Below are 17,609 nucleotides of genomic sequence, written 5' to 3' on the forward strand. Positions count from 1 at the left end.
GCATTTCCCCTGTTTGAGTTTTCTACCGCTATCGGCGTTGCGGCAGTGAGCGCACATCGTCGAGCCAAGACCGCCCCGAAGCGACTGCGCCGCTACAGGACGATCTCGCCCCCCAATCGCAATGTGCCGCCTGTAGCGGCCTCCCCTTGCACCCACCGCGACCATTCCGGCGATGCTGCACCGAGGATACGACAGCGCTGGAGACAGCCGCCATCGTCCAGGGTCCCCGGACGCGCGGCTGCCGCGCCACCACGCTCAGCCGTGGTGGCTGTCGTGCTCCAGGTGATACCGCACCGCCTCGGCCACTTCGTTCTTCGAGCCCAGGAACACCGGCACGCGCTGGTGCAGCTGTTCCGGTTGCAGGCCGAGGATGCGTGCGCGGCCGGTGCTGGCGGCGCCGCCGGCCTGCTCCACCAGCATGCCCATCGGGTTGGCTTCGTACATCAGCCGCAGCTTGCCGGCCTTGCCCGGGTCTTTCTTGTCCCAGGGATAGATGAAGATGCCGCCGCGGGTGAGGATGCGGTGCACGTCGGCGACCATGCTGGCGATCCAGCGCATGTTGAAGTTCTTGCCGCGCACGCCTTCGCTGCCGGCCAGCAAGTCGGCCACGTACTGCTGCATCGGCGCTTCCCAATGGCGCTGGTTGGACATGTTGATCGCGAACTCGGCGGTGTCCTCGGGGATGCGCATGTCGGCCTGGGTCAGCAGGAAGCTGCCCTCCTCGCGCTCCAGGGTGAAGGCGTGGGTGCCGTGGCCCAGGGTCAGCACCAGCATCGTGCTGGGGCCGTAGATGCAGTAGCCGGCGGCGACCTGCGCGGTGCCCGGCTGCAGGAAGTGCTCGTCGCCGGGCTTGTCGGTGCCTGGGGGCGCGCGCAGCACCGAGAAGATGGTGCCGACCGAGACGTTGACGTCGATGTTGGAGCTGCCGTCCAGCGGATCGAACAGCAGCAGGAAATCGCCGCTGGGGTACTTGTCGGGCACCGGCTGGCAGTGGTCCATTTCTTCTGAGGCGCAGGCGGCGAGGTGGCCGCCCCAGGCGTTGGCTTCGAGCAGGATGTCGTTGCTGAGCACGTCCAGCTTCTTCTGCGCTTCGCCCTGCACGTTGCCGGTGCCGGCATCGCCGAGCACGCCGCCGAGGGCGCCCTTGCTGACCGCGATGGAGATGCGCTTGCAGGCGCGGGACACGATCGTGATGAGCTGGCGCAGCTCCGGGCCGATACGCCCGGCATGCTGTTCTTCGATCAGGAAGCGGGTCAGCGACGTTCGCGACATGGGCAGGACGGCCTTGCGTGAGAAGGGGGACCGCCATTGTCGCGGGTTGCGCCGCAGATTTCGATCAACGGTGTTCCGCGACCATGCCGGCGCGGGCCGACACGGCCCCCATGCAGGCACAAAAAAGCCGGAAGCGCAGGCGCTTCCGGCTCGGCGCGGGACCGCGGGGACTCAGCCCTTGTGTACGGTCGCCACGGCCTGGGTCACGTAGTCCAGGTTCTTCTGGCTCAGCGCGGCCACGCAGATGCGGCCGGTGCCGACCGCGTAGATGCCGAACTCCTCGCGCAGCCGGTCCACCTGCGCCTTGCTCAGGCCCGAGTAGGAGAACATGCCGGCCTGCTGCTGGATGAAGCCGAACTCCGGCGCGCCGAGGGCGGCCAGCTTCTGCACCATGCCGGCGCGCAGGGCGTGGATGCGCTCGCGCATCTCGGTCAGTTCCTGCTCCCACATCGCGCGCAGTTCGGGGCTGTTGAGCACCCCGGCGACCAGCGCGGCGCCGTGCGTGGACGGGCTGGAGTAGATGGTGCGGATGATGCGCTTGACCTGCGACTGCACCGCCTTGCTCTCGGCAGCATTCGCCGAGACCACCGACAGCGCGCCGACGCGCTCGCCGTACAGCGAGAACGACTTGGAGTAGGAACTGGCGACCACGTAGTTGTCGATGCCGACCTCGGCCAGCAGGCGCACCGCGTAGGCGTCGGCGTCGATGCCCTTGTCGAAGCCCTGGTAGGCGATGTCCACGAACGGGAACAGGTTGCGTTCCTTCAGCAGCTCGGCCACGGTGCGCCACTGCGCCTGGCTCAGGTCGGCGCCGGTCGGGTTGTGGCAGCACGCGTGCAGCAGCACCACGCTGCCGGGGGCGAGCTGGCGCAGGTCGGCGAGCATGCCGTCGAAGTTCAGGCCGTGGCTGGCCGGATCGAAATAGGTGTACTCGACCACGTCGAAGCCGGCGGCACCGAACACGGCGCGGTGGTTCTCCCAGCTCGGGTTGCTGATGGCGATGGTGGAGGTGGACAGCAGCTTCTTCAGCAGGTCCGCGCCCACCCGCAGCGCACCGCTGCCGCCGATGGTCTGCGAGGTGGCGACGCGGCCGGCGGCCAGCAGCGGCGACTCGGCGCCGAACAGCAGCTTCTGCGTGGCCAGGTCGTAGGCCGGCAGGCCGTCGATCGGCAGGTAGCCGCGCGGCCTGGCGTCCTGCGCCAATTGCTGTTCGATCTGCTGCACCGCGCGCAGCAGCGGGATGCGGCCGTTTTCGTCGTAGTAGATGCCCACGCCCAGGTTGACCTTGGTCGGGCGGGAATCGGCGTTGTAGGCCTCGGTCAGGCCCAGGATCGGGTCGCCTGGGACCTGTTCCACGTTTGCAAAGAAGGACACGGCGGTACTCGTTCGGTGGCGGAGGTGGGGGCCGGAAGGACCGGAGCCGGCGCGGTCAAACACCTCATCCTAACAAACGCTGCCGCGCTTGGCCGGGTGCGGCCGGGCGGCAGTTGGGCGATGATGGGCCATGTCATCTTCCCTGCCCTCCGCCCTGCTCTGCGGGGCCTGCGCTCTGGCGCTGTCGTCCCTGGTCCACGCCGCTCCCGGCGAGGATCCGGCCACCACCTTGCCAGTGCTCCAGGTCCAGGCCGCCCGCGTCGGCGGCGTGGCCGATTTCGACCTGCCGGCGTCGCTGACCACGACCGGCCTGGGCGACAGCGACCGCCTCGGCATACAGGCGTCCGAGGCGCTGGTCGGGGTGCCCGGCCTGCTCGCGCGCGATCGCCAGAACTATGCGCAGGACACCCAGCTGTCGATCCGCGGCTTCGGCGCGCGCTCGGCGTTCGGCGTACGCGGCGTTCGCCTGCTGCTGGACGGCATCCCGGCGACGATGCCGGACGGCCAGGGCCAGCTATCCAACTTCAACCTGTTCGGCAGCGAGCGCGTCGAGGTGCTGCGCGGGCCGTTCTCGGCGCTGTACGGCAACTCTTCCGGCGGCGTGGTGCAGCTGTGGAGCGCCGACGGCCAGCCGGACGATCCGTGGCGGCTGCGCAGTGCGATCGGCAGCCACGGCACCGCCGCCCTCAGCGCGCAGGCGCTGGGCCAGCAGGGGGACGTCCACTACAACCTGGCGGCCACCCATTTCAGCACCGACGGCTACCGCGACCACAGCCACGCCGAGCGCACCACCTTCAACGCCAAGATCGGCATCGACCTGGCGCCCGGGCGGCGCCTGGACCTGCTGCTCAACGCGCTGGAGGCGCCCGATGCGCAGGATCCGCTGGGCCTGAGCCGCGCTCAGGTCGCCGCCGACCCGCGCCAGGCCACTGCCGCCGCCGGCCAGTTCGACACCCGCAAGTCCACCCGCCAGGTGCAGGCCGGCGCGATCTTCACCCAGCAGGTGGACCAGCAGACCTGGCGGCTGATGGGCTACGCCGGGCGCCGCGACGTCACCCAATACCTCTCGGTCCCGGTGGGCGCGCAGAGCAACCCGCTCAATGCCGGCGGCGTGATCGACCTGGACGGCGACTACGGCGGCCTCGACGCGCGCTGGGCCTGGCAGGGCGAACTGGGCGGCCGCCCGTTCCAGTTCACCGTCGGCGCCAATGCCGACCGCCAGCAACAGCACCGCACCGGCTACGAGAACTTCGTCGGCAGCACGCTGGGGGTGAAGGGTCGGCTGCGCCGCGACCAGCAGGACCGGGTGGAGAACGTGGACCAGTTCGCCCAGGCCTGGTGGCAGTTCGCCGAGCGCTGGTCGCTGCTGGCCGGGCTGCGCCACAGCCAGGTGCGGTTCCGCTCGAACGACGCCTACATCGTCGGCCGCAATCCCGACGACAGCGGCCGCACCGACTATGCGGCGACCACGCCGGTGGCCGGGCTGGTGTTCCGCGTCACCGACGACCTGCGGCTCTACGCCTCGGCCGGGCGCGGGTTCGAGACCCCGACCTTCAACGAGCTGGGCTACCGCCGCGACGGCGGCGCCGGCCTGGCGCTGGACCTGGACGCCGCGCGCAGCCAGAACCTGGAACTGGGCGCGAAGTGGCGCAACGCCGCCGGCGCCCGTTGGGACGCGGCGCTGTTCCGCGCCACCACCGAGGACGAGCTGGCGGTGGCCAGCAACACCAACGGCCGCAGTACCTATCGCAACATCGGCCGCACCCGCCGCCAGGGCGCCGAGACCAGCCTGACCCTGCCGCTGGGCGCCAGTGCGCAACTGCAGGTGGCCTACACCTGGCTGCAGGCGACGGTGCGCCAGGCCTACCTGACCTGCGCCAGCAGCGGCTGCGCGACGCCGACCGCGGTGGTGGCCGCCGGCACGCGCCTGCCCGGCGTGCCGCAGCAGCAACTGTTCGCGCGCTGGCAGTGGCAGCCGCGCGCCTGGCAATTCGCGGTGGAGGGCGTGGCCGCCGGCGACACCGTGGTCAACGACCTGGCCAGCGAGGCCGCGCCCGGCTACGCCCTGCTCAACCTGGAAGCGGCGCGGCGCTGGACCACCGCGCACGGCACCCTGCGCACCTTCGCGCGCATCGACAACGCGTTCGATCGCCGCTACATCGGCTCGGTCATCGTCAACGACGGCAACGGCCGTTACTACGAGCCGGGCCCCGACCGCAGCTACACGGTCGGCTTGCAGTGGGACTTGCCGCACTAGCCGCGGACGCCTGCCGGTCGGGCTAGCTTTCGCTCGCGGCTGCGTGGCGAGGCGGCTGCGCACCCGCTTGGTTCTGGCGACCATTCGGCGATGGCCTGCCGCAGCTGTACGCCGACGACAGTCGATGCGTTCATCAGCATCTGCACCCGTCGAACGACGGCAAGTGCGAGGCGCAGCTGCAGCGCGAGGCGAACGCGATAGCGGCACTGCGGAAGAAGGCGCCTGGCAGCCGCGTATGAATCATCGGAGGCGATGCCGCGCCTGGATTGAGCGAACGCCAGGTGCCGCGCGTCTACGCGCTGCGCCGCGCATGCAAGTCGTCTACCAAACGCACTGCACCTGTCTACGCGAACCGGCGGCGGACGCTGGCGGCGTTCTTCGCGGCGGCGCTAGCGTAATGCCACCCCCGCATACCGCCACGCCTCTCCAGGAGACGCACCATGAGCACATCCGACGACAGCCGCGACAACGCCGGCACCAAGAGCAAACCCGCGTTGGCCGAAGGCGTCAGCGCCACGCCGTACCAAGGCACCTTCACGGTGGTCAATTGCACCGGCCAGACGATCAACAACGTCAGCGTCAAGCACACCTGCGGCAACTACATGGATCCGGCCGCTTCGGCGTCGCTGCCGCCGGGCGGCACGATCGCCTCCGTGCCGCTGCGGGCGCAGACCGGCTCCAACGACTACTGGAACCTGTCGTTCCAGATGAGCGACGGCAGCTCGCGTAGCCGCAACAGCAAGCAATGCAACTACGTGCAGAGCGACGCGCCGGGGACCTGCATCATCGCGCTGTACGCCAGCAGCTTCAGTGTGCTGACGCCGGTCAGCTCACCGTGCATGAACAACAGCTACGACTGAGCGATTGCATGCCCGGCCGCTGCTGTCGCGACGTCGGCAGCGGCAGGGCATTGCCCGCGGTGGCGAGCGTGCGCCTCGCCACGCAGCGTGCGGGCGCGGCGACATCGCGACCGCCGTCCGCGTCAACTGCGCATGATCGATACCCCGCCGTCGACCAGCATCGCGCTGCCGGTCACGAACGCGGCTTCGTCCGAGGCCAGGAACAGCGCGGCCCGTGCCAGTTCGTCCGGCTGCGCCAGGCGTTTGAGCGCATGCAGCTGCGCGACCTGCGCCAGCGCTTCCGGCGTGCCGTTCATCGCGTCCGCCATCGGCGTGTGCGTGCCGCCCGGCAGCAAGGCGTTGACCCGGATCGCCTGCGGTCCGAACTCCGCTGCCAGCGCCTGGGTCAGGCCGATCAGGCCGGCCTTGCTGGCGGCATAGGCGGCGGTGCACGGGAAGCCGACGGTGTGGCCGACGAAGGTCGAGGTGAAGATCAGCGACCCGCCGCCGCGTGCCAGCATCGCCGGAATCTGATGCTTGGCGCCGAAGAATGCGCCGCTGAGATTGGTATCGAGCGCGTCGCGCCAGGCCTGCGCCTGCAGCTGCGTGGTCGGCACCAGCGTGCCCAGGGTGCCGGCGTTGTTGAAGCCGATGTCCAGCCCGCCGAAGCGCGTGTTCGCCAGCGCCACCAACGCCTGCGCATAGGCCTCCTCGCGGACGTCGCCGGCCAGCCACGCGGCCTGGCCGCCCGCGTCCTCGATCTGCGCGGCGAGCGTCTGCAGCAGCGCACCGCGGCGCGCGCCCAGCACCACGCAGGCGCCTTCGCGCGCGAACAGGTGCGCGGCGGCGTGGCCGATGCCGGAACTGGCGCCGGTGATGAGCGCGATCTTGCCGTGCAAGCGTTGCATGTGAAGCTCCATGGTTGCGAAGGAGCCTGGAGCATCGCCGGCAGCACCGCGCGCTGCTCGCCGTGTTCGGACGCGGCAGTCGTGGGCGATGTGTTCGGTCAGAAAGAGGTCATGGATGCGAGAGCGGTTTCCAACCGACGAGGGGTCTGTGGGAGGGCTGTCGCGGCGAAAGGGCGCTCCAGCCGCGCGCGTTGCTGCGGTTCGGTGGAAACCGCGCTGCGCTGTAGGAGCAGCGTCAGCCGCGACTGACATGACCGATAACGCCGTGTCGCGGCTGCAGCCGCTCCGACGGGACGTGCGACGTCGACGACCGCGTAAGGCGCAGCCGGCGATATGCCGCCTCAGTGCGTCCCCAACTGCAGCCGTCGGTACAGCGTGCTGCGGCTGATGCCGAGCCGGCGTGCGGCCTGCGAGACGTTGCCGTTGCAGGCATCCAGGGCCTGGCGCATGGCGCCGAGCGCGAGACTGTCGAGGTCGGCATCGGGCAACGGCATCGCGGTGCCGCCGTTGCTGCCCTGCTCTCCCGCGCGCACGCCGGGCAGATAGGCCGGCAAGGCGTCGGTATCGACCAGCGCATCCGCTTCGCTCAACGCCACCAGGGTGCGCAGGCACGCCACCAGCTGGCGCAGATTGCCCGGCCACGCGTAGGCGCTCAGCGTCGCCAGGGCCGCCTCGGTCAGGCGCCTGCCCTGGCCAAGCCGTGTCCACAGCTCGGCGACGAGCGCGTGCCGGTCCGGATGCGCACGCAGTGCCGGAATCTGCACGCAGTGGTGGGCGATGCGGTAGTACAGATCGGGCCGGAAGCGCTGCTCGGCCATCGCCGCGTCCAGGTCGCGGTGGGTGGCGCAGACCAGGGCGAAATCCAGCTTCACCGGCTTGCCGCCGCCCAGCGGCAGCAGTTCGCGTTCCTGCAGCACGCGCAGCAGCCGCGGCTGCAGGGCCAGCGGCATGTCGCCGATCTCGTCCAGGAACAGCACGCCGCCGTCGGCCTGGCGCAGCAGGCCCGGGTTGCCGTGCTTGCGCGCGCCGGTGAAGGCGCCATCCTCGTAGCCGAACAGTTCCGCTTCGATCAGCCCCTCGGGCAGCGCCGCGCAGTTGACCGCCACGAACGCGCGCCCGGCGCGGGCGCTGCGCCGGTGCAATTCGCGCGCGAACACTTCCTTGCCGGTGCCGGTCTCGCCCTGCACCAGCACCGGCAGTTGCGCATCGAGCACGCGCCGCGCGCGTTCCAGCGCCAGTTCCTGCGCCGCGTCGAACAGCGGCGCGTCGGACGCCGCCGCCGCCGAAGGCCGCGACGACGCGGTCACGGTGATCGGCGCCTGCTGCGGGCGTCGCCGCGGACGATCGTCGGCCGGGCTGTCGATGCGCCCATGCAGCGCTCGCCCTTGCAGATCGAACACGCTGCCCTGCTGGCGCAGCCGCGACAGCGGCTCTTCGAACAGCGCTTCGTAGGGCGCGCGGCCGAGTTCGTGGCGCTCCAGCCCGAACAGCCGCAACCCGGCCTGGTTGGCGGCCACCAGGCGGCCGTTGCGGAACGCCAGCAGCGCTTCGCGCGCCGTGCCGAGCAGCGCCGGGTCGTGGTGCACGCGCAGCAGTTCGCAGCCGGGGATGCCGTCGTCGAAATAGCGGTGTTCGATGTTGGCCACCGCCATCCGCGCCAGTGCCAGCGCATGCATGTGCTGCACGCTGGCGTCGCCGGAGATGTCGAGCACGCCGGCCAGGGCGCCGTACGGATCGAAGATCGGCACCGCCGCGCAACTGAGGATCTGGTGCGGGGCGAAATAGTGCTCGCCGCCACGCACTTCCACCGAACGGCTTTCGACGATGGCGGTGCCGATCGCATTGGTGCCGACCTGGGGTTCGCTCCAGCACGCGCCGGGCATCAGCGCCACCCTGCCCGCCTTGTCGAGGAAGCGCGGGCTGCCTTCGGCGTCGAGGATCCAGCCGGCCTCGTCGGTGAGCAGCACGATGCTGCCGGTGGCCGCGGCGTCGCCGGCCAGGCCTTCCAGTTCGGCGCGGGCCAGCCGCCACAGCCGCTCGTGCGCCTCGCGCAGGGCGCGCAGGCGCGAGGCTTCCAGCGGTTCGATCGCCGGCTTGGCGTCCGCGGCCAGGCCCAGGCGCTGGCAGCGCTGCCACGACTGCAGGATGGTGTCGGGCACCTGCCCGACCGGCGCGCCGCCGCGTTCGAAGAAGGCCCGGCGGGCCTGGCCGAGTTGGTGTTGCGAAGGGTGCTGCGCCATGTCCGGCTCCGCTGTCGCAGATTGCGACACCTGGTGATACGGGTGTTCCGATAAACAGCACATCCGCCGGCGCGGCGCAATCGACAGACGTGACGCGACGCAGCAAAACCGCAGGGGGTGCGTCGGTGTGTCGCGGTGCGACCGCGTGACGCGGCGCAGCACGCAAAACCTGGCATCGGACTTGCGCATGTGCAGCTACCCGGACGGGCCTGCCCTGTCCTTCTCGACCGCCGAAGGAGAACACCATGAACGCCGTCAGCACCGCCAAGCCGCATGCCACCGATCCGCAGTCCATCTTCAAGTCGCGCTACGGCAACTTCATCGGCGGCAAGTGGGTGGAGCCGAAGAGCGGGCAGTATTTCGACAACAGCACGCCGATCACCGGCAAGGTATTCACCGCGGTGGCGCGCTCCAACGCCGAGGACATCGAGGCGGCGCTGGACGCCGCGCACGCCGCCAAGGACGCCTGGGGCAAGAGCTCCAGCACCGAGCGCAGCAACGTGCTGCTGAAGATCGCCGACCGCATCGAGCAGAACCTGGAGCTGCTGGCCTATGCCGAGACCTGGGACAACGGCAAGCCGGTGCGCGAGACGCTCAACGCCGACGTGCCGCTGTGCGTGGACCACTTCCGCTACTTCGCCGGCGCGGTGCGCGCCCAGGAAGGCGGCATCTCCGAAATCGATCACGACACCATCGCCTACCACTTCCACGAACCGCTCGGCGTGGTCGGCCAGATCATCCCGTGGAACTTCCCCCTGTTGATGGCGTGCTGGAAGCTGGCGCCGGCGCTGGCCGCGGGCAACTGCGTGGTGATGAAGCCGGCCGAGCAGACCCCGGCCTCGATCCTGGTGCTGATGGAGGTGATCGGCGACCTGCTGCCGCCGGGCGTGCTCAACGTGGTCAACGGCTTCGGCCTGGAAGCGGGCAAGCCGCTGGCCAGCAACCCGCGCATCGCCAAGATCGCCTTCACCGGCGAGACCACCACCGGCCGGCTGATCATGCAGTACGCCAGCCAGAACCTGATCCCGGTGACGCTGGAGCTGGGCGGCAAGTCGCCCAACATCTTCTTCGCCGACGTGATGGCCGAGGACGACGACTTCCTCGACAAGGCGGTGGAAGGCTTCGTGCTGTTCGCCTTCAACCAGGGCGAGGTGTGCACCTGTCCCTCGCGCGCGCTGATCCAGGAATCGATCTACGAGCGCTTCATGGAGAAGGTGCTCAAGCGGGTGGCGGCGATCAAGCAGGGCAATCCGCTCGATCCCAACACCATGGTCGGCGCACAGGCCTCCAGCGAGCAGTTGGAGAAGATCCTGTCCTACATCGACATCGGCAAGCAGGAAGGCGCCGAGGTGCTGATCGGCGGCGAACGCAACGCGCTGGATGGCGAGCTGGCCGGCGGCTTCTACGTCAAGCCGACGGTGTTCAAGGGCCACAACAGGATGCGTGTGTTCCAGGAGGAGATCTTCGGCCCGGTGGTGTCGGTGACCACCTTCAAGGACGAGGCCGAGGCGCTGGCGATCGCCAACGACACGCTGTACGGCCTGGGCGCCGGCGTGTGGAGCCGCGATGCGGCGCGGCTGTACCGCATGGGCCGCGCGATCCAGGCCGGGCGGGTGTGGACCAACTGCTACCACGCCTATCCGGCGCATGCCGCGTTCGGCGGCTACAAGCAGTCGGGCATCGGCCGCGAGAACCACAAGATGATGCTCGACCACTACCAGCAGACCAAGAACCTGCTGGTCAGCTACTCGCCGAAGGCGTTGGGCTTCTTCTGACCCGCCGGGCAGGGCGGCGGCACGCTGCCGGCGTGCCGTCGTCCGCCTGCGAACTGATCTGGATCAAGGCACTCCGTCGCCGGTCGCGCGATGGTGACAGGACCCGTTTTTCTCAGGAGCGTTGCGATGGACAAGACGATGAAAGCCGCCGTGGTGCGTGAGTTCGGCAAGCCATTGGTGATCGAGGAAGTGACGGTGCCGCGGCCGCAGGCCGGCGACATCCTGGTCAAGATCGAAGCCTGCGGCGTGTGCCATACCGACCTGCATGCGGCCGAGGGCGACTGGCCGGTGAAGCCGAACCCGCCGTTCATCCCCGGCCACGAGGGCGTGGGCCATGTGGTGGCGGTCGGCGCCGGCGTGGACCACGTCAGGGAAGGCGATCGCGTCGGCATTCCGTGGCTGTACTCGGCCTGCGGCCATTGCGAGCATTGCCTGGGCGGCTGGGAAACCCTGTGCGAGGCGCAGCAGAACACCGGCTACTCGGTCAACGGCGGCTTCGCCGAATATGCCCTGGCCAATGCCAACTACGTCGGCCACCTGCCGAAGAACATCGGCTTCGTCGAGGTCGCGCCGATCCTGTGCGCCGGCGTGACCGTGTACAAGGGCCTGAAGGTCACCGACACCAAGCCCGGCAACTGGGTGGTGATCTCCGGCATCGGCGGTCTCGGCCACATGGCCGTGCAGTACGCCAAGGCGATGGGCCTGAACGTGGCCGCGGTCGACGTGGACGACGCCAAGCTGGCGCTGGCCACGCGTCTGGGCGCGACGGTGACGGTGAACGCGCGCACCACCGATCCGGTCGCGTACCTGAAGAAGGAGATCGGTGGCGCGCACGGTGCGCTGGTGACCGCGGTGTCGCCGAAGGCGTTCGAGCAGGCCATCGGCATGGTCCGCCGCGGCGGCACCGTCTCGCTCAACGGGTTGCCGCCGGGCCAGTTCCCGCTGGACATCTTCGGCATGGTGCTCAACGGCGTGACCGTGCGCGGCTCGATCGTCGGCACGCGCCTGGACCTGCAGGAATCGCTGGAATTCGCCGAGCAGGGCAAGGTCGCCGCGACCGTGGCCACCGACACTCTGGACAACGTCAACGACGTGTTCGCGCGCATGCACGCCGGCAAGATCGAAGGCCGCATCGTCCTGGACATGGCCGCCTGATGGACGCGTCCGCGCCCGCTGACGCGCTGCCGCCGCAGGTGCTGGCGACGCTGCCGGCCCTGCAGCTGATCGCCAAGCTGCGGGCGCGGCACGGCGCGCTGCTGTTCCATCAGTCGGGCGGCTGCTGCGATGGTTCCTCGCCGATGTGCTACCCGCAGGACGACTTCATCGTCGGTGACCGCGACGTGCTGCTGGGCGAGATCGGGCAGGCGCCGTTCTACATCAGCCCGTCGCAGTTCGCCTACTGGAAGCACACCCAGTTGATCATCGACGTCGTGCCCGGCCGCGGCGGCATGTTCTCGCTGGAGAACGGCGAGGGCGTGCGCTTCCTGGTGCGCTCGCGGCTGTTCAGCGACAGCGAGTACGCCGCGCTGGAGGCGGCGGGAAAGGTGTAGTGGCGGAAGGCATGCGGTGCAGCGCGTTTCTCTGCACCGTGTTTCCGATCGTGTCGATGGAAGCGCTGCCCTCCGCCCCTCCTTGTGGGAGGGACTTCAGTCCCGACTGCAGTGCAGTCGGACGCGCCGATGATGTCGCTCGTCGCGGCTGATGTTGCAGTCGAGATTTTTTGAGGTGCCCTGAAGTCACTTCCACACCGATGCTGGTAGGACGCCAGACTTCGATGCGCTACGACGCCTTCGGCGCCTTCGCCGGCACGAACGGCGACACCGGATCGCTGGCGGGGAAGGTTTCTTCCAGGGCTTCGTCCTGGTTGGCGTCGGCATGCCGTCCGTGCGCGGTGTCCGGCGTGGAGTGCGCCGGCGTGTCCCGCGGGGCAGGGCGGTTCTCGCCGGTGCGCGGTTCGTGTTCGACGATGGTCTCGGGGCGGTCGCCGGCGCCGCGGTCTTCGCGGTCCTGCGTCTGGCGCTTGCCGCGCTGTTCGCCGGGGACGGGCGCGGCTTGGCGCAGCGGATCGGTGGGCGTGGACATGTCCGGTTCCTCCAGGGAATGGCGGAGGTCCAGTTCACCGCCGGCGCGGTGAAGCCATTGCGAATCGCGCATCCTCCACGGATCGGTCACGGGTCGCTAACGGCGGCAGCGCTACTGCTGCGCGTCCCCCCGCCGCCGTTGCCGCCCGGAGCCCTGCCATGCGCCCCAGCGACCGCCCCGACCCGCTGCTGTTCAACGCCCATCTGGATCCCTTGCCGAGCGCTCCGCCGCCGCGCCGCCGTGGTGCGGCACTGCGTCCGCACGACGCACCGGACTACCGCCGCTACAGCCTGGCCGACTACCGCCAGCGCCGCGCCCGCCACCGCACGCCGTGGCGCGACCTGTGCCCGGCCTACGCCTTCGCCCTGCAGACCCATGCACGCGGCTGGCCGCGCGGGCCCGGCGCCGAGACCGAAGACGAACTGGCCGCGCACTGGGACCTGATGCGTGGCGACTCGCGGCTGGACTGGACCCAGGCGCGGCAGGTGATCGAGGATGCCTGGCAGGCGCTGGATCATCTGCCGGCGCAGGCCGCCGGCGTGGAGCCGCACTGATGCCGCGCCCGATCTGGACCGGCACGCTGTCCTTCGGCCTGCTCAACGTGCCGGTGTCGCTGATGTCCGGCGAACGCCGGATCGACCTGCACTTCCGCATGCTCGACGCGCGCGACAAGCGCCCGATCCGCTTCGAGCGGGTCAACGCCGACACCGGCGAGGAAGTGCCGTGGAAGGACATCGTCAAGGCCTACGAGTACAGCAAGGGCAACTACGTAGTGGTGGAGCAGCAGGACATCGCCTCGGCCGCACCGGAAAGCCACGAGACGGTGGAAGTGGAGGCCTTCGTCGACGCCGCCGAGATCGACCTGCGCTATTTCGAGAAGCCCTACGTGCTGGTGCCGGGCAAGAAGGCCGAGAAGGGCTACGTGCTGCTGCGCGAGACCCTGCGCAGTACCGGCAAGGTTGGCATCGCGCGGGTGGTGATCCGCACCCGCGAGTATCTGTCGGCGGTGATGCCGCTGCAGGATGCGCTGGTGCTGATCCTGCTGCGCTACCCGCAGGAACTGGTCGACCTGGACGACTACACGCTGCCCAGCGGCAAGGCCGCCGACTACCGGATCAGCGCCAAGGAAACCGAGATGGCGTCGCAGCTGATCGACTCGATGTCCGGGCGCTGGGACCCCGACGCCTACCACGACGAATTCCGCGAGCGGCTGCACGCGGTGATCCAGAAACGGATCAAGGCGCAGGAGGGCACCACCCAGGTCGACGAGGATGCCGAGGCGCCGCAGCGCGAGGACGCCACCACCAACGTGGTCGACTTCATGTCGCTGCTGCAGAAGAGCCTGGACGCCAAGAAGCGCACGCCGGCCAGGCAGGACGAGCGCGTGCCGGTGCGCAAGACCGCGGCGAAGAAGAGCGGCAAGCCGGCCAAGAGCGCGGCCGGCAAGGCCAAGAAGGCGACGCGCGCCAAACCGGCGGCGGCCAAGAAGGCCAAGCCGGCTGCGCGCAAGGCCCCGGCACGACGCAAGGCCGGCTAGGGCAGGTCGGTCGCGGCGGTGCCAGGGCTGCCGCGACCGCTTTACGCCGAGACCATCCCCTCGCGCGTCACCTGCGCCAGCGACTCGCGCGAAATCGCCGCGATCGATTTGGCGCCGGTCAGGGTCATCGCCACCTGCATCTCCTTCTCGATCAGGGTCAGCAGATGCTCCACGCCGGCCTGGCCGGCGGCGGCCAGCGCGTAGACGAAGGCGCGGCCGAGCAGCACGGTGTCGGCGCCCAGCGCCAGCATGCGCACCACGTCCAGGCCGTTGCGCACGCCGGAGTCGGCCAGGATCTTCAGCTCGCCCTTCACCGCGTCGGCGATCGCCGGCAACGCCCGCGCGCTGGACAGCACGCCGTCGAGCTGGCGCCCGCCATGGTTGGAAACGACGATGCCGTCGGCGCCGAACCGCACCGCATCGCGCGCATCGTCCGGATCGAGGATGCCCTTGATCACCATCGGCCCGGTCCAGAACTCGCGGATCCACTCCAGGTCCTTCCACGAGATCGACGGATCGAAGTTGGCGCCGAGCCAGCCGATGTAGTCGGCCAGCCCGGTGGGATGGCCGCGGTAGGTGGAGATGTTGCCCAGGTCGTGCGGGCGCCCGCGCAGGCCCACGTCCCAGGCCCAGCGCGGATGGGTGACGGCCTGCAGCATGCGCCGCAGCGGCGCGTTGGGGCCGCTCATGCCCGAATGCGCGTCGCGGTAGCGCGCGCCCGGCACCGGCATGTCCACGGTGAACACCAGGGTGGTCACGCCCGCGGCCTTGGCCCGCTCCAGCGCGTTGCGCATGAAGCCGCGGTCCTTGAGCACGTACAGCTGGAACCACATCGGCCGGTCGATCGCCGGCGCCACTTCCTCGATCGGACACACCGACACCGTGGACAGGGTGAACGGCACGCCCTTGGCCGCCGCCGCCCTGGCTGCCTGTACCTCGCCGCGGCGCGCGTACATGCCGGTCAGGCCCACCGGCCCCAGCGCCACCGGCAAGGCCAGGCGTTCGCCGAACAGCTCGGTGTGCAGGTCCAGCGCCGACATGTCGCGCAGCACGCGCTGGCGCAGGGCGATGTCGCTCAGGTCGGACACGTTGCGGCGCAGGGTGTGCTCGGCATAGGCGCCGCCGTCGATGTAGTGGAACAGGAACGGCGGCAGCTGGCGCTGCGCGGCGGCACGGTAGTCGGTGGAGGCGGAAATGATCATGGGGGCAGGGCGGTCAGGGAGAGGAAGGGAGGCGCGAGGCACGGGCGCGGCGCGCATCGTCCTCGTCGAGGGTGCGCAGCGCGCTGTGCACGAATTCCAGGTGGGCGTGCGCGGCGGCGCGGGCGCGTTCGGGTTCGCCGGCCAGGATCGCGTCGCGCAGGGCGCGGTGCTGGGCGAGCAGGGCGGAGAAGATGCGCGGCGACTCGAACAGCTGTTGCCGGCTCTGCGAGATGTTGGCCTGCAGCAGGTCGAACAGCCCGCGCATCACCTGCAGCAGCACCCGGTTGTGGGTGGCCTCGGCGATCGCCAGGTGGAAATCGGCGTCGGCGTGCGCCTGCGCCGCCGCATCGGCCTGCGCATGGGTCTGCAGCAGCGCCTCGTAGGCCGCCTCGATGCGCGCGCGGTCGTCGTCGGTGGCGCGCAGCGCCGCATGCCAGGCGGTGGCGCCTTCCAGCGCATGGCGCGCTTCCAGCACGTCGAAGCGGTACTCCGGGTCGGCATGCAGCAACGGCAGGAACGGCTGCAGCGGCGCCACCACCTGGTCTTCCGGGGTCGGTGGCCGTTGCACGTAGGTGCCGCCACCTACCCGGGCCCGCAGCAGCCCCTGGCTGGCGAGTTGCGCGATGGCCTCGCGCAGCACCGGGCGCGAGACGCCCAGTTCCGCGGCCAGGGTCCGCTCGGCGGGCAGGCGCGCGTCGACCGCCAGGCCGCGTTGCGCGATCAGCGTGCGCAACTGCGCGGCGACCCGGTCGCTGAGGCGGGCAGGGGACTGGCCGGCTGCAGCGGTGGCGGCAGTTTTAAGACTAGTGGTCATACCAATAAACTGGCGGAGCGCGAATGGTGTGGCCATTAGGCGCCTGGTATCGCACCACGTCAATGGTTGCAGCGATGCGCGCCACCAAAATTGGTAATACCAATCAGGATATACCGTAACGTGCCATCGCCGCAGCCAGTACCACCAGCACCGCCAACAGGCCCAGTTCCACCCCGATCAACCGCTGCAGCGTGCGCACCTGTGCCGTGTCCGGCGCCCACGTCGGCTGCAGCCGCGCCTGCCGGCGCCAGCGCAGCAGGCGCAGCGTCGGCACCAGCGAGAGCAGGCCGATCGTCGCGAAGGCGCCGAGCTTGGCCCAGAACCAGGGGTTGTGCAGGTAGTAGTCCGCGCCCTTGAGCCCGTAGCGCACGCGCAGGCCGCCGACCACCAGGATCAGCAGCGCGGCCAGCCCGTAGCCGGCATCGGCGCGGACCAGCCGCGCCAGTTGGCGGTGGTCCAGCGGCGCATGCAGCAGGGTCCATTCCGCCACCAGCGCGGCGATCAGCAGCAGCATCGCCAGGTGGTGCAGGCTGGCCAGGATCAGGTCGCGCAGCGCCATCGCGGCGGCCTCACCACACCCACGGCAGCAGCCGCCAGCTGTGCGCGGCGTAGTCGGGATACTCCTCGGGGAAGGCCTGGGTCAGCATCGCCTCCTCGACCCGGATGCGGCGCAGGAACGCCCAGGTCACCGGCAGCACGATCGCCAGCAGCGACAGCACGTTGCCCATGCCCAGCGCCAGCCCGTAGAACGCCAGCAACGCGCCGGTGTACGAGGGATGCCGCAGATAGCGGTACGGCCCGTGGCGGACCAGGCGGTGGCCTTCCTGGATGGTCACGTCGACGGTGAACCAGCGCGCCAGCACTCGGATCGACCACACGCGCAGTGCCAGCCCCCCGGCCAGCAGCGCACAGGCCGTCCAGCGCAGCGGCTCGCGCAGGTGCGGCGCATAGCGCCACACGCCGAGCAGCGACAGCAGCACGCCCAGCGCCACCGCGCCGTACAGCACGCGCCACAGCAGGCGCAGCGTACCCTGGTCGCGCGCACCGCCATCGGCGGCGCGACGGCGGCGGCTGAGCAGCATCTCGTACGCGCCCCAGCCCAGGCCGAGCAGCATGAACAGCAGATCCGGATGGCGCAGGGTCAGGAGCATGACGGTGTTCCTCATGGCGGCGTGCACCACGCATTGCGTGGCAGGGTGGATGAACCGGGCCCGTCCTGCGTGCCGATCGTCCGGCACCCGGCAGGGCATGGACGCAGTGTGGCGCCATCGGGGTGGCGCGGCAGTGGCCGCTGGTCATGCCGTCCGCC

General features: G+C 70.0%; 16 protein-coding genes. 7 read left to right on the plus strand and 9 right to left on the minus strand.

The features are described from left to right. Window positions 1–255: 255 nt before the first annotated feature. Together SLW56_RS15225 and SLW56_RS15230 are read right to left on the minus strand one after the other, a co-directional pair. Window positions 256–1,272 carry a class 1 fructose-bisphosphatase gene (locus SLW56_RS15225; protein WP_017910079.1) on the minus strand — a complete coding sequence of 339 codons (1,017 nt, stop codon included), beginning with the start codon at window positions 1,270–1,272 and terminating at the stop codon, window positions 256–258. Window positions 1,273–1,443: 171 nt separating this feature from the next. Then, the gene (locus SLW56_RS15230) at window positions 1,444–2,646 is read right to left on the minus strand and encodes an amino acid aminotransferase (protein WP_026144580.1); all 1,203 of its coding nucleotides are present in this window, start codon (window positions 2,644–2,646) and stop codon (window positions 1,444–1,446) included. Window positions 2,647–2,776: 130 nt separating this feature from the next. On the opposite strand from SLW56_RS15230, the gene SLW56_RS15235 reads away from it, so the two are divergent. After that, complete coding sequence (locus tag SLW56_RS15235) at window positions 2,777–4,903, plus strand: TonB-dependent receptor (protein ID WP_320695080.1); 2,127 nt, start codon at window positions 2,777–2,779, stop codon at window positions 4,901–4,903. Window positions 4,904–5,343: 440 nt separating this feature from the next. Then, window positions 5,344–5,763, plus strand: coding sequence for a hypothetical protein (locus SLW56_RS15240; protein WP_017910076.1), 420 nt, complete (start codon window positions 5,344–5,346; stop codon window positions 5,761–5,763). 122 nt (window positions 5,764–5,885) lie between these two features. On the opposite strand, the gene SLW56_RS15245 is transcribed toward SLW56_RS15240, so the two are convergent. Further along, window positions 5,886–6,650, minus strand: a complete 765-nt coding sequence (locus SLW56_RS15245) for an SDR family oxidoreductase (RefSeq protein WP_295909634.1) — start codon at window positions 6,648–6,650, stop codon at window positions 5,886–5,888. A gap of 341 nt (window positions 6,651–6,991) precedes the next feature. Then, window positions 6,992–8,890 carry a sigma-54-dependent Fis family transcriptional regulator gene (locus tag SLW56_RS15250; RefSeq protein WP_295909636.1) on the minus strand — a complete coding sequence of 633 codons (1,899 nt, stop codon included), beginning with the start codon at window positions 8,888–8,890 and terminating at the stop codon, window positions 6,992–6,994. Window positions 8,891–9,135: 245 nt separating this feature from the next. Here SLW56_RS15250 and adh point away from each other — a divergent pair, with 245 nt between their 5' ends. The 3 genes from adh (at window position 9,136) to SLW56_RS15265 (ending at window position 12,215) form a co-directional block, all read left to right on the plus strand. Next, entirely contained in the window at window positions 9,136–10,665 is a 1,530-nt protein-coding gene (gene adh / locus SLW56_RS15255) for an aldehyde dehydrogenase (protein WP_267117799.1), read from the plus strand. A gap of 126 nt (window positions 10,666–10,791) precedes the next feature. Beyond that, window positions 10,792–11,820, plus strand: coding sequence for an alcohol dehydrogenase AdhP (adhP, locus tag SLW56_RS15260; protein ID WP_148828231.1), 1,029 nt, complete (start codon window positions 10,792–10,794; stop codon window positions 11,818–11,820). Further along, entirely contained in the window at window positions 11,820–12,215 is a 396-nt protein-coding gene (locus SLW56_RS15265; RefSeq protein WP_017910071.1) for a DUF779 domain-containing protein, read from the plus strand. Before adhP ends, SLW56_RS15265 begins: the two co-directional genes overlap by 1 nt. 229 nt (window positions 12,216–12,444) lie before the next feature. On the opposite strand, the gene SLW56_RS15270 is transcribed toward SLW56_RS15265, so the two are convergent. Next, window positions 12,445–12,747: a hypothetical protein gene (locus tag SLW56_RS15270; RefSeq protein ID WP_153751418.1), complete on the minus strand. Its 303-nt coding sequence runs from the start codon at window positions 12,745–12,747 to the stop codon at window positions 12,445–12,447. Window positions 12,748–12,905: 158 nt separating this feature from the next. Between SLW56_RS15270 and SLW56_RS15275 the strand changes: the two genes are divergently transcribed. Then, complete coding sequence (locus SLW56_RS15275; protein ID WP_152236784.1) at window positions 12,906–13,301, plus strand: hypothetical protein; 396 nt, start codon at window positions 12,906–12,908, stop codon at window positions 13,299–13,301. Then, entirely contained in the window at window positions 13,301–14,284 is a 984-nt protein-coding gene (locus SLW56_RS15280; RefSeq protein ID WP_320695081.1) for a Ku protein, read from the plus strand. The genes SLW56_RS15275 and SLW56_RS15280 overlap by 1 nt, the downstream gene beginning before the upstream one ends. Before the next feature lie 41 nt (window positions 14,285–14,325). Here the strand turns inward: SLW56_RS15280 and lldD are convergent, their stop codons facing one another. The 4 genes from lldD to SLW56_RS15300 form a co-directional block, all read right to left on the minus strand. Beyond that, complete coding sequence (lldD, locus tag SLW56_RS15285) at window positions 14,326–15,486, minus strand: FMN-dependent L-lactate dehydrogenase LldD (RefSeq protein WP_267104609.1); 1,161 nt, start codon at window positions 15,484–15,486, stop codon at window positions 14,326–14,328. Window positions 15,487–15,499: 13 nt separating this feature from the next. Next, window positions 15,500–16,300: a transcriptional regulator LldR gene (lldR, locus tag SLW56_RS15290; RefSeq protein ID WP_320695082.1), complete on the minus strand. Its 801-nt coding sequence runs from the start codon at window positions 16,298–16,300 to the stop codon at window positions 15,500–15,502. Window positions 16,301–16,403: 103 nt separating this feature from the next. Continuing rightward, entirely contained in the window at window positions 16,404–16,859 is a 456-nt protein-coding gene (locus SLW56_RS15295) for a DUF2214 family protein (RefSeq protein ID WP_320695083.1), read from the minus strand. Between the two features lie 10 nt (window positions 16,860–16,869). Next, a complete protein-coding gene (locus SLW56_RS15300) occupies window positions 16,870–17,451 on the minus strand; it encodes a PEMT/PEM2 methyltransferase family protein (RefSeq protein ID WP_267104606.1) in 582 nt (193 codons plus the stop codon). Window positions 17,452–17,609 lie beyond the last annotated feature (158 nt).

The sequence above is a fragment of the Xanthomonas sp. LF07-6 genome, from assembly GCF_034105445.1.
GTDB lineage: Bacteria > Pseudomonadota > Gammaproteobacteria > Xanthomonadales > Xanthomonadaceae > Xanthomonas_A > Xanthomonas_A sontii.

What these genes read in the sequence shown, in the direction of transcription:
- adh (WP_267117799.1), top strand. Translation starts at nt 9,136, where the DNA reads ATGAACGCCGTCAGCACCGCCAAGCCGCATGCCACCGATCCGCAGTCC.
- SLW56_RS15300 (WP_267104606.1), bottom strand. Translation starts at nt 17,451, where the DNA reads ATGCTCCTGACCCTGCGCCATCCGGATCTGCTGTTCATGCTGCTCGGC.
- SLW56_RS15235 (WP_320695080.1), top strand. Translation starts at nt 2,777, where the DNA reads ATGTCATCTTCCCTGCCCTCCGCCCTGCTCTGCGGGGCCTGCGCTCTG.
- SLW56_RS15240 (WP_017910076.1), top strand. Translation starts at nt 5,344, where the DNA reads ATGAGCACATCCGACGACAGCCGCGACAACGCCGGCACCAAGAGCAAA.
- SLW56_RS15275 (WP_152236784.1), top strand. Translation starts at nt 12,906, where the DNA reads ATGCGCCCCAGCGACCGCCCCGACCCGCTGCTGTTCAACGCCCATCTG.
- adhP (WP_148828231.1), top strand. Translation starts at nt 10,792, where the DNA reads ATGGACAAGACGATGAAAGCCGCCGTGGTGCGTGAGTTCGGCAAGCCA.
- SLW56_RS15265 (WP_017910071.1), top strand. Translation starts at nt 11,820, where the DNA reads ATGGACGCGTCCGCGCCCGCTGACGCGCTGCCGCCGCAGGTGCTGGCG.
- SLW56_RS15250 (WP_295909636.1), bottom strand. Translation starts at nt 8,890, where the DNA reads ATGGCGCAGCACCCTTCGCAACACCAACTCGGCCAGGCCCGCCGGGCC.
- lldR (WP_320695082.1), bottom strand. Translation starts at nt 16,300, where the DNA reads ATGACCACTAGTCTTAAAACTGCCGCCACCGCTGCAGCCGGCCAGTCC.
- SLW56_RS15225 (WP_017910079.1), bottom strand. Translation starts at nt 1,272, where the DNA reads ATGTCGCGAACGTCGCTGACCCGCTTCCTGATCGAAGAACAGCATGCC.
- SLW56_RS15295 (WP_320695083.1), bottom strand. Translation starts at nt 16,859, where the DNA reads ATGGCGCTGCGCGACCTGATCCTGGCCAGCCTGCACCACCTGGCGATG.
- SLW56_RS15270 (WP_153751418.1), bottom strand. Translation starts at nt 12,747, where the DNA reads ATGTCCACGCCCACCGATCCGCTGCGCCAAGCCGCGCCCGTCCCCGGC.
- SLW56_RS15245 (WP_295909634.1), bottom strand. Translation starts at nt 6,650, where the DNA reads ATGCAACGCTTGCACGGCAAGATCGCGCTCATCACCGGCGCCAGTTCC.
- lldD (WP_267104609.1), bottom strand. Translation starts at nt 15,486, where the DNA reads ATGATCATTTCCGCCTCCACCGACTACCGTGCCGCCGCGCAGCGCCAG.
- SLW56_RS15280 (WP_320695081.1), top strand. Translation starts at nt 13,301, where the DNA reads ATGCCGCGCCCGATCTGGACCGGCACGCTGTCCTTCGGCCTGCTCAAC.